Source organism: Streptomyces sp. NPDC058650 (assembly GCF_042717315.1).
Taxonomy (GTDB): Bacteria; Actinomycetota; Actinomycetes; order Streptomycetales; family Streptomycetaceae; genus Streptomyces.
Genome location: NZ_JBHXRL010000020.1, coordinates 155,041 through 165,965 on the forward strand (window position 1 = coordinate 155,041; position 10,925 = coordinate 165,965).

Here is a 10,925-nt window from a genome sequence, read left to right on the forward strand (position 1 = left end):
CAGGCCGTGGTCGAGCGACTGAGGATGCCCGGCATGGGCACCGAGGTGGTGGCGCCGCTGCTCTCCTCGCTGATCCACCTGGTGCGGCCGCGCCGGGTGCTGGAGATCGGCATGGGGCACACGACACCGTTCCTGGCGCGGGCGCTGGCCGAGGCCGAGGCGCTGGCCGAGGCCGAGGCCGAGGGACTGGCCCGCAAGACCCTGCCGTACCTGAGGGACGGCCGGGAGCTGGACGAGGCGTGGGTCGAGGCCGAGCCGGCGCTGCTGGTGCCGTCCCGCTACCTTCAGCCCTACCGGCCCGAGTTCGTCGCGATCGACGATCTCTCCGATGCCGATTCGTCCGCGCCGCAGGTGACCGAGGCGCTGGCCGAACTCGGCCTGGCCGACCGGGTCACGGTGGTCAACTCCGACATGCGCGGCGCCATGAAGCGTCTGCCCGGTGCGTTTCGGCCCATCGACTTCGCGTGGGTGGACGCCTGGGACTGCCTGTACTTCTTCGAGAACTGCTGGGATCTGATCGATCCCGACGGCGGGATCGTGGTCATGCACTACCTGATGACCTATCCGGAAGGGGAGGCGATTCTCCAGTACATCGCCGAGAGCCAGCGGCTGCGCCCTGGCGAGTTCGAGGTGCTGAGCCTGCTGGAGAACCACAAGCTGCGCCAGAACAGCATGACCGTTTTGCGCCGTACCAGCGGCGCGACGCCCAGGAAGTACTCCGACACCGGGCAGCGGCCGCGGCTGGGGAGCCGGGTGCGCGTGGACACCGTCGCGCTGGCGAGGTCGCTGGGGCTGGTGGAGGAGGAGCGCAATACGCGAGATGCGGCGCCGGGTGCCGAGGTGCGAGCGTCGCTTGCGACACCGGGCACAGAGAGGCGCGAACAGGCATGAGGGACACGGGAGTTGGACCGGCCTCCCCGCTGGTGATCGAGCCGGGGGACGCCCGCTACGAGAACCTTCTCCAGGGCTACAACCACCGCTTCACCGGCCGGCCCGAACGGGTGTGCCTGCCCTTGGACACCGATGAGGTGGTGGCGGCGGTCGGGGACGCGGTGGCCGCCGGCAAGCGGATCGCGGTCCGCAGCGGCGGGCACTGCTTCGAGGACTTCACCGCCTCGCCGGAGATCGATGTGCTGCTGGACCTGTCCCAGCTGAACCGCATCGCGCACGATGGGCAGCGCCGTGCCATCGAGATCGGGGCGGGGGCCACCCTGGGCGATGTCTACCGCACCCTGTTCAAGCGGTGGGGGGTGACGATTCCCGGCGGCACCTGCTTCGACGTCGGTGCCGGCGGGCACGTCATGGGCGGCGGCTACGGTCATCTCTCGCGCCGCGACGGTCTGGTGGTCGACCACCTGTACGCCGTCGAGGTGGTCGTGGTCGACGAGTCCGGCCAGGCCCGGGCCGTGGTGGCCACCGCCGACGATGACGACCCGCACCGCGAGCTGTGGTGGGCGCACACCGGCGGTGGCGGCGGCAACTTCGGTGTGGTGACCCGGTATTGGCTGCGTACGCCGGGCGTCACGTCCGACGCCCCCGGGGAGCTGCTGCCCAAGGCCCCGGCCCGGGTGTTCAAGCGTACGGTGATGTGGCCCTGGGAGGGCATGACCGAGGACGCCTTCGGCACGCTGCTGGACAACTACTGCGCCTGGTACGAGAAGAACGACGACGCCGGCAGTGCGGCGGCGGGGCTGTGGAGCAATCTGGTCGCCACCCACCGGGCATCGGGGATGTTCGGCATGACGGTGGTGATCGACCGTGACGGGCCGGACGCCGAGGCGGTGTTCACCGAGCAGTACGAGGCCGTCGTCAGGGGTGTCGGCGTCGAACCGGTGGTGCACACCGCGGAGGTCGTCTCCTGGTTCGGCTCCTGGATGCCCTCGTACACCTTCCCGAACGACCCCAAGGGCCGCTACAAGGACAAGTCTGGCAACCTTCGCAAGGGTTTCACCGAGTACCAGCGAAGGGTCGTCTACCGCTACCTCACCGATGCCGCCCGGTCCAATCCGACGACGTGCGTCGTCATCGCGGGCTACGGCGGGAAGGTCAACACCGTCGCCCCCGAGGCCACGGCCACCGTCCAGCGCGACTCGATCCTCAAGGTCGTCTACAGCTGCGGGGTCTGGCAGTCCGAGGACGAGGACGAGGCCAACATCGCGTGGATGCGGCGCTTTTACCGCGACGTCTACGCGGAGACCGGCGGGGTGCCCGTCCCCGGCGACGTCAGCTCCGGCGCGTACATCGGCTATCCCGACGCCGACCTGGCCGACCCGGCCTGGAACTCCTCGGGAGTGCCCTGGTCGCGGATCTACTACGGCGACAACCACCCGCGCCTGCAGCGGGTCAAGCGGGATTACGACCCCCGCAACGTCTTCCGACACTCGCTGTCGATCGAACTCCCGCCAGAATGAATCCACTTTCCGGAGGATCACCGTGCTTGAGAACAAGGTCGTCGTCGTCTCCGGTGTCGGGCCGGGTCTGGGGCGGGCGATCGCCCTTTCGGCGGCGCGGTCGGGGGCGGACGTCGTCCTCGCCGCGCGAACCGAATCCCGGCTGACGCAGATCGCCGCCGAGATCGAGCAGACCGGGCGCCGGGCACTGGCCGTGCCGACCGACATCACCGACGAGACGTCGGCCGCCGCCCTGGCCAAGGTGGTGACGGACACCTTCGGCCGCGTCGACGCCCTGGTCAACAACGCCTTCGCCGTTCCCCCGCTGACCGACCTCGTCGACGTCGACCTGGCCGACGTGCGGGCCGGCTTCGAGACCAACGTGTACGCCGCGCTGCGGCTCACCCGGCTGTTCACGCCCGCGCTGGCCGACAGCCGCGGATCGGTCGTGATGATCAACTCCGCGGTGCTGCACCACTCCAAGCGGCTCTTCGGCACCTACAAGATGAGCAAGACCGCCCTGCTGTCCCTGGCCCAGAGCCTGGCCACCGAGCTCGGCCCGCAGGGCATCCGGGTCAACACCGTCGCCCCCGGCTACATCTGGGCGGACGCCCTGCGCGAGGGCTTCGGCCACTGGGCCGAGCAGCGCGGCGTCACCGTCCAGGACATCTACGACGAGATCGCGGCCACCCTCGACCTCGGCCGGCTGCCCGAACCGGACGAGATCGCCGACGTGGTGCTCTTCCTCGCCTCCGACATGGCCCGCGCCGTCACCGGTCACTGCCTGGACGCCAACGCCGGCGAATACCACCACTGACCCCATCGCCCTGACCGACTCCCCGCCCCCAGAGGAAAGTTGAGGCCCGCGGTGACACAGAACACGGAGGGAACCGGTGCCCCCCATGCCAGAGCCGGGCACCGCGGACCGGGCACACGGCGCGCGCCGGGCCCGGCACCCAGCTGGTGGCACAGTCCATGGGTGGCCGCGCTGGCCGTCGTCGTGGTGTTCAACCTGCTGTACGCCCTGCCCCGCTACCTGAGCGGGGATCCGCAGCAGTCCCGGATCTCGCTGGATCCGGACTTCCCGCAGCACCACCTGGTCGTGGTGGTGCACGCCGTCCTCGGCAATCTCGCGCTGGTGACGGTCTTCCTCCAGGTCCTGCCCTGGATTCGCCGTCACCACCCGCGGGTGCACCGGGTGAGCGGCCGGGTCTACATCTTCGTCGCGATGCTGCCCACGACGCTGCTGGCGTTCGTCCTCCTGCCCTTCAGCCTGGCCCCCTTCGGCGCGTCCGGACTGGCCTTGTCGGGGGTGCTGTGGATCGTCACCACGCTGCTCGGCTACCGGGCGGTCCGCCAGCGCCGGTTCGTCGACCACCGCCGCTGGATGATCTACAGCTTCGCCATCTCCCTCGGCACCACCTGGGGCCGGGTGCTGACCGAGCTGGTCCTGGCCTTCCCCGGGCTCCAGGTCAGCATCGCGTTCGCCGTGGAACTCTCCACCTGGACCAGCTGGGTGGTCAATCTCCTGATCGCCCACTGGTGGCTGGAGCGCACCGCGCCCCGGGCGGCCCTGCTGGCGCGGTAACCGGCCGGACACCGGCCACACGCACGACGAAGCTCCGGTTGACGGGGCGGCCCTGGCGGGCCGCCGTCAACCGGAGCTTCGTCGTGTCGCGGGCCTGCGCGGGAGCGTCCTCGGCGGCGGGACACACCGGCGCACCGCCCTGCGGGCGCCCGGGAGCGCTCGGGTGAAGCGCTCTGAGGGCACCCGGGAGCGCTCGGGTGGAGCGCCCTGCGGGCGCCGGGAGTGCTCGGGTGGAGCGCTCTGAGGGCGCCCGGGCGTGCTCGGGCCACGGTGCCCCGCAGGCTCTCCGCCCCGTCCCCGAGCACACCGCTCCCCTGCCGTCCCGTCGCCGGGATCAGGCGACAGCGCGGCAGCGTGCCCCCGGTCCGCACACCGTGCGAGGCGGGGACGTAAGGTTCCGCACCATGGGTGCACGGTGCGAAGCCGCAGGATCGCCGGCAGCTCGTCGGGGACGGCCCCGCGCGCCGGCCAAAGCGCGCGCCGAATGTTCCGGCGCTATTGAATGCGGCGGCCGCTGTCATGGCCGCGACTGTCCCGTTCGCGGCCGGCCGGAGTTTCTCCGGGTGTTCCGGCCTCGGCGCCGGGAGGAATCCGTGCGGCGTCACTCCGGAAGCCCGCGGGAACATGCGGGAGAAAAAGTACGCACCCCGCCCCGCCGGACCGGCCGGAGCATTCCAAGTGAGCGGCTCGTCCGATTTTCTCCCTATAACGCCGATGGTGCGCAGGATCTCCTGCGCGGCCCGGATCCGTGGCACATCCTCGATTCACCGGGGTACCGATTCGGCCTCTCCCGCGCCGTGCTCCGGCCAGCCGCGCATATGCCGCCCCGCTGAACCAGCCGCACTAGACGGTGACACAGCCGCCTGCGATCAACATATCCCGACTTTCGGCGCAAATGTTCGAATGTTCTTCGAATTTGCTTTCGGCGATTATTCTCATACGATCGGCGTATCGAGCCGCCGGAAAGGAACAACCCCGCGGCGCCTCATGGGAAAGCAGCCGTCGCCCTCGTCGCCGGGGCGATGCACATCCCGTAACTGCAGAACGTGGATAGGAAGTGCTTCGTGCTCCTCGAGGACAAAACGGTGGTCGTGTACGGTGTTACGGCCCCGCACAGCGCCGTGCTGGTCAGAGCGTTCGCCAGTCAGCGTGCGCTGATTTTCTTAGCTGATTCTTCGCGCGATAACGCCGATGCGGCGGCCCGCCGGATAATTGATGCCGGCGGAGTCGCCGAAGCGGCCGAGGTCGACCTTTTCGACCGTGGCCGACTCCAGGAGTACACAGCCGAGCTGGTGGAGTGGACCGGCGGCATCGACGTGGCCGTCGTGGCGATCGGAGGCGAGGACGCCGGCGCCCAGCTGACGGCCGCCGAGACGGCCGCCGAGCAAATGGCCGCCCAGGGCTCCGGAATGATCGTGATCATGTCGGCGACGCGCGCCAACGAGCGGGACTACTGGCAGTTCGCCGAGCGCGCCGCCGCGGACGGCGTCGCCGTCCTGCCTGTCTTTCGCGCCCCGGACCCGGGGCAGTGCCGCACGGTGACGACCGATCGGGCGGCCCTGGCCTGACCACGGGCGAGCGCAGCGCCGGGGAGCGCCGCCGGGTGCGGCGCCCCCCGGCCTGGAGCGGATCGCGTCGGTCCGAGCCGTGGGTGTGGGGTCCGGAGGGATACTCCGTCGACAGTCCTTTGTGCCCGGCGTGGGACTGCGGCGCCGGGTTCGATCACTCACCGGGAGTTTCGCCATGAGTCGAACAGTCACCCGTCCGCGCGTGCTCTTAGTCGGTGCCGGTCTGGCCGGCACCGCCACGGCGATCCGGCTGCTTCGCTTCGCGCGCAGGCCGCTGGAGATCGTCCTGCTCGAGCGGCGTTCGGAGTACCGGTCCGCCGGCGTCGCCTATCACCGGGACGGCAATCCCTGGGACCATGTGTTCAACATCCAGGCGGGCCGGATGTCGGTGTTCCGGGAGGACGTCCTGGACTTCGTCCGCTGGGCCAACCACGAGGCCGACCGGCGTGACTGGCCGGCGCCCTGGGCCGAGCTGGAGTTCACCGAGCAGGGCCCGGCGCCCCGCCGGATCTTCCAGGACTACCTCACCGACCGGCTGGCCGAGGCGAGAGGGCAGGCGTGTCCCGGCGTCGTGCTCGTCGAAGCGGACGGCGAGGCGGTCGACATGGAAGTGCTCCCCTCGGCGGTCGAGGTGACGGTGCGGCGTCCGTCCACCGGCGGACCGCGGGCCGGGCGGGGTCTGCGGCCGGCCGTGATCCGCGCCGAGCACGTCGTTCTCGCGACCGGCCTCGAACTGAGACAACCGCCCTTCGCCACCGAGGTACTGGCGCACCCGGCGTTCGTGCGCAACGCGTACTCCGCGGACGGCGTCCGCAAGCTCGCCGGCCTCCCGCCCGAGGCGAGCGTCGCGATCGTCGGATCCGTGCTGAGCGCGTACGACTCCGCGGGCCTTCTGCTGCGTCAGGGGCACACCGGCACGATCCATCTGATCTCCAGGTCCGGGACACTGTTTCGGACCTACCCCGGCGACCACGAACACGGTGTGCTGGAACTGCCCTGCCCGAAAACGCTGCTGGAGCCGTACCGCGATCGCGAGGAGTTCCTCGCCCGGGTCCGCACCGAGTGGGACACGGCGTGCTCGACGGTCGCCCGCGACCACCCCGGGATCGATGCGGCGGTGGTCGCGGAGCGGGTGGCCAAGGCGTGGGAGCCGCATCTTCCGCAGGCCGTCGAGCAGATTCCCACGGCGGAACTGCGAAGCCTGCTGGACGAGTTCAGTACCGCGATCGCCGCGCTGCGGGTCGGCGCCGTCAAGTACACGATGGAGATCATCGAGCGGGCGATGCGGTCGGCGGACGGCGTGGTGAAGCTGGTCGTCGGAAAAGTGGAGCGGATCACGCCGGCGCGGGACGGGCGGCTGGTCGTCTCGGTGGTGGCCCCGGACGAAAAGCAGACGATCGAGGCCGACCTGGTGGTGTCCAGTTTCGGCCGGGAGTGGGACTACAGCAAGGTCGGGCACTCGCTCTGGGAAAATCTCCTGCGCAGAGGGATCGCGGTACCCCATGAGCGCACCGGGCGCGGTCTGAAAGTCGACGACCACGGGACGCTGCTGGGCACCGACGGCCGCCCGGCCGGCCCGATCTCCACGGTCGGTGTGCTCAGAGAGGGCGACGAGATCGTGCGGAACGGGCGGACCGGCGCGTTCGCCTTCAATCTCGCCGCCATCAAGAACCACTCCATCACGGTCGCCGCGCGCGCCGTCGAGCAGCTGGAATCGGCGGAAGACGAGGTGGCTCATATCGAAGCCCAATTCCGCAGCCACGTGAGCAACATAGAGGAAGCGGACCGGATCCGGTTCGGGGAGGCTGTCGTCCTGGAGGTGAGGAGGTTGGCCACGAGCACTCGCCGTGAGCGAGAACTGCTCGATTCCCGGTTGGACGCCTGTATCCGGTCCATGGGCCCGATTCCGGCCCTCGCCGTGGATGCTTCCCGCCGCGAACGCCTGACGAGGGCGGTCGTCAACCGGGTCGCCGTCGGACGGCTCACCGACGTCTCCGTGACGCCACGGCAGCTGCGCCGGCAATTGAGGATAGAGAACGCCGAAGCTCTGGAGGACTAGGTGGACGGGCGGCGGGTTCAGGGATCTTTACTGACCGGTGGCAAACAGGGTGTGTTACGAGGGATCTGTAACCGCACGAGAAGACCACTCGAGGGATCGATCCTCGTCACCCCCTCCCTCGAAGCGGGTCTGTACGAGGCGATCGTGGCGGCGCGTGCGGTGGTCTGCGGTTCGGGGGGGCTGACCGGGCACATGCAGTCGATCTGCCGCGGCAGGGGAATCCCGGTGCTCCGCGTCGACCAGGCGGATCTCGCCGGCCTGGTCGGCGAGGTGACGCTGGACCTGGAGAGCCAGTCGGTCGTCATCGGCTCGGGCACGAGTCCGGCCAGTCCCACACCGGACGATCTCGGCTCGGCATGCGCGGTCATCGCGGACCTGCAGGACATTCACACGATCAACTCGTGCGGGCCGAACGCGAAGCGGGTCGAGTCCTTCTTCATCCGGGAGGAGTTCCTCTGTCTGGCGGCGGGCCTGCGCCCGCTCGACGCCCTGGACGGCGGCCCCGGCGACATCGCCGTGTACGGGCGGGCCGTCGCGGACCGGCTGTGCGCCTTCGCCGAGGCGCTGCTGCCCGGCCAGCGCCTCGTCCTGAGGCTTCTCGACCTGCGCTCCGACCACGCCGCCGACGTCACCGAACTGGCCGCCGTCCCGGTCGAGCCCAACCCCGAGCTGGGCCTGCACGGCGCACGGTGGCTGCTGGGTTCGGCCGCGTACCGGGACGCGCTGCACGCCGTGCTCGGGGCCCTGCGCGAACGGCTGGGTGAGGAGGCGGGCCGCGTGCACCTGTCGGCTCCGTTCCTCAACGACGAGAAGGAGTTCGCGCAGCTCAGGGCGCACCTTGAGCTGCCGGCCGGGGTGTCGTTGTCCGCGTTCATCGAGACGCCCGCGGCGGTGCACGCCACCACGGCGATATGCGCCGCGGGCGCCAGCGAGCTGTTCGTCGGCATGAAGGACCTGGTGCAGTTCTATCTCGCCGCGGACCGCAGCAACCATCTGGTGGCCGATACCTACCAGACCCGGCACCCGGCGGTCCTGGACGGAGCGCTCAGGGTGGTCGAGGCCGCGCGCGCCGCGCGTACCCCGGTGAGGGTGTTCGCGCTGGGTGCGGACCTCGCCCACTACCTGGAGCGGCTGCCGTCCCCGGACGGCTACATGATGTGCACCGCCGAGCTCCGGCAGGTGCTGCTCCAGTCGCCGGCCTGACCCCCGGGAAGGGGTCGGCGGGGAACTCAACTTCGCCTATAGATAAAGGGTTTGGCGCTGGGCAGACTGCCGGGGTGGCTCCCCTCGAATCGGACCAGAAAGGGTTTCCCATGTCAGCCGACACCGCGGCGCCGTACCGGATCCGCACCGGTATGGACCTTCTCAACAGCAGACTCCACAAGACCGGGTTAAGAATCTTCGCGGTCATCGTCATCGCCCACTGGGCGGAGCATCTCGCCCAGGCGGTCCAGATCTACGTGCTGGGCTGGCCGGTGCCGGAGGCCAAGGGTGTCCTCGGCATCCCGTTCCCCTGGCTGGTGACCTCGGAGTGGATGCACTACGGCTACGCCCTGGTGATGCTCGTCGGCTTCGTGCTGTTGCGTCCGGGGTTCACCGGCACGTCGCGCACGTGGTGGAACGTCACCCTGGGCGTCCAGGTCTGGCACCACTTCGAGCACCTGCTGCTGCTGGTCCAGGCGCTGGCGGGGGCGTATCTGGCCGGCCGCGCGGTGCCGACGAGCATCATCCAGCTGATCGCGCCGCGGGTGGAACTGCACCTGTTCTACAACGCGCTCGTCACCCTTCCCATGGTGATCGCCATGGTCGTGCACGCGCGGGCGGAGCGGGCGGACAACGCGGCGGCGCGCTGTTCCTGCGCGGCGCGGGATTGACCGGGGGGCCTGGGGCGCCGAGCGGCGCGCGGGCCAGGCGGCCGTCGGGCTTCGTGTCCGCCGTGCTGCTGGTGACGGGGTGCGCGCTGCTGGCGGTCTCGCTGACCAATCTGGGCAATGTGATGCGCGCGGCGACCGCCGACGGTGTCCCGGGGGTGTTCAGGGCCGGTCAGCTGGCCTGTGTGCGCCATCCGGGACACGAGACGTGCGAGTGGGTCGGCTCGTTTCGTTCCGCCGACGGCGTGATCGTGCGCGAGCCGGTCAAGATGTACGGGCGCGGCCGTGACGCGCTGGCGGTCGGCCAGGAGGTCGCGGCGGTCGACATCGGGGCCGCGGGGCGGGTCTACAGTCCCGGGGGATCCCACGAATGGATCTTCACGGGTGTGCTGCTCGTCGGCGGCTACGGGATCGTCGTCCTGCTGGCCAGGCGGCATCTGATGCCGCCGCCGCGCGCCGGCGCGCGCGGTGGTCCTGCGGCCGCCGGCCACGAGGTGGCGGCCGGGGCGGGGAAGGCGGCCCGCGGGCCGTCGTAGAACGTCCGGCTTCGGCGGGAGAGAGTGTGCGGGGTGCCGGGTCGGGCGACGTCCGCCCGGCCGGGGGTCCCTGGGGTGGGTGCCGGCTGTCGCGGCGGGCGCCCGCGCGAGGGCGCCGCGCACTGCGGGAGTGGCCCGCTCCCCCGTCGGAGGCGGAGCATGAAGCGGCCGTAGTTCACGGCCGCACCGTCGTGTTCGGGAGAGGACACCTACCGTGGCCCATATCGATCTCAACAACGACCAGCCCGGTATTCGCGGGCTGATGACCCACCGGCCCGATACCGCGGCTCCGCTGAGCGTGCTGGCGGAGACGCTGCTGCGTTCCCCGATGTCGCTGTCGCGCGGGGAGCGGGAGCTGATCGCGGCCTACACCTCGCACCTCAACACCACGCCCTACTGTGCCGGCTCGCACGGAGCGTTCGCCGCCGCGCAGCTCGAGGGCGGGCGTGAGGTCGTCGACGCGGTGCTCGCGGATCCGGACAGTGCGCCCATCACGCCGCGGCTGCGGGCGCTGCTGGGGATCGCGGCCGAGATCCGGGGGCCGGTGCGGTCCCTGGCGCCCGAAACGGTCGCCGCCGCGCGGGCGGCGGGCGCCGATGACGCGCAGATCCACGACACGGTGCTGATCGCCGCCGCGTTCTGTATGTACAACCGCTATGTCACCGGTCTGGATACCGAACTCCCGCAGGATCCGGGGTACTTCGAGCAGGGGGCGAAGCGGATCACGGTCGAGGGGTACGTCTCGGGGAACTGACGCGGCGCGCCGTGGGGGGCGGGGGGGGGGGGGGGGGGGGGGCGCCGCCCCCCCCCCCCCGGGGCGCCCCCCCCCCCCCCCCCCGGGGGGCCCCCCCCCCCCCCCCCCCCCACAACACCCCCCCCCCCCCCCCCCAAAGGTGAACACCCACACCACCAC

The 10,925-nt window shown here is 70.7% G+C and carries 10 protein-coding genes; all 10 read left to right on the plus strand.

Annotated elements, in window-relative coordinates; translation table 11 throughout:
- Positions 1-33 precede the first annotated feature (33 nt).
- The 10 genes from ACFWWU_RS29405 (at position 34) to ACFWWU_RS29450 (ending at position 10,766) form a co-directional block, all read left to right on the plus strand.
- Entirely contained in the window at positions 34-891 is an 858-nt protein-coding gene (locus ACFWWU_RS29405) for a class I SAM-dependent methyltransferase (RefSeq protein WP_384149468.1), read from the plus strand.
- Positions 888-2,411, plus strand: a complete 1,524-nt coding sequence (locus ACFWWU_RS29410) for an FAD-binding oxidoreductase (protein WP_384149470.1) — start codon at positions 888-890, stop codon at positions 2,409-2,411. The genes ACFWWU_RS29405 and ACFWWU_RS29410 overlap by 4 nt, the downstream gene beginning before the upstream one ends.
- 22 nt (positions 2,412-2,433) lie before the next feature.
- Positions 2,434-3,207, plus strand: coding sequence for an SDR family oxidoreductase (locus ACFWWU_RS29415; RefSeq protein ID WP_384149472.1), 774 nt, complete (start codon positions 2,434-2,436; stop codon positions 3,205-3,207).
- A gap of 162 nt (positions 3,208-3,369) precedes the next feature.
- Positions 3,370-3,978, plus strand: coding sequence for a DUF2306 domain-containing protein (locus ACFWWU_RS29420; RefSeq protein WP_384149474.1), 609 nt, complete (start codon positions 3,370-3,372; stop codon positions 3,976-3,978).
- A 1,064-nt stretch (positions 3,979-5,042) separates the two neighbouring features.
- Positions 5,043-5,546, plus strand: a complete 504-nt coding sequence (locus ACFWWU_RS29425; protein WP_384149476.1) for a hypothetical protein — start codon at positions 5,043-5,045, stop codon at positions 5,544-5,546.
- Positions 5,547-5,721: 175 nt separating this feature from the next.
- The gene (locus tag ACFWWU_RS29430) at positions 5,722-7,605 is read left to right on the plus strand and encodes an FAD/NAD(P)-binding protein (protein ID WP_384149477.1); all 1,884 of its coding nucleotides are present in this window, start codon (positions 5,722-5,724) and stop codon (positions 7,603-7,605) included.
- A 51-nt stretch (positions 7,606-7,656) separates the two neighbouring features.
- A complete protein-coding gene (locus ACFWWU_RS29435) occupies positions 7,657-8,808 on the plus strand; it encodes a putative PEP-binding protein (RefSeq protein WP_384149479.1) in 1,152 nt (383 codons plus the stop codon).
- A gap of 110 nt (positions 8,809-8,918) precedes the next feature.
- A complete protein-coding gene (locus tag ACFWWU_RS29440) occupies positions 8,919-9,479 on the plus strand; it encodes a hypothetical protein (RefSeq protein ID WP_384149481.1) in 561 nt (186 codons plus the stop codon).
- Positions 9,480-9,541: 62 nt separating this feature from the next.
- The gene (locus tag ACFWWU_RS29445; RefSeq protein WP_384149483.1) at positions 9,542-10,012 is read left to right on the plus strand and encodes a hypothetical protein; all 471 of its coding nucleotides are present in this window, start codon (positions 9,542-9,544) and stop codon (positions 10,010-10,012) included.
- Positions 10,013-10,226: 214 nt separating this feature from the next.
- On the plus strand, positions 10,227-10,766 hold the full coding sequence (locus tag ACFWWU_RS29450; RefSeq protein WP_384149484.1) for a carboxymuconolactone decarboxylase family protein: 540 nt from the start codon (positions 10,227-10,229) through the stop codon (positions 10,764-10,766).
- Positions 10,767-10,925 lie beyond the last annotated feature (159 nt).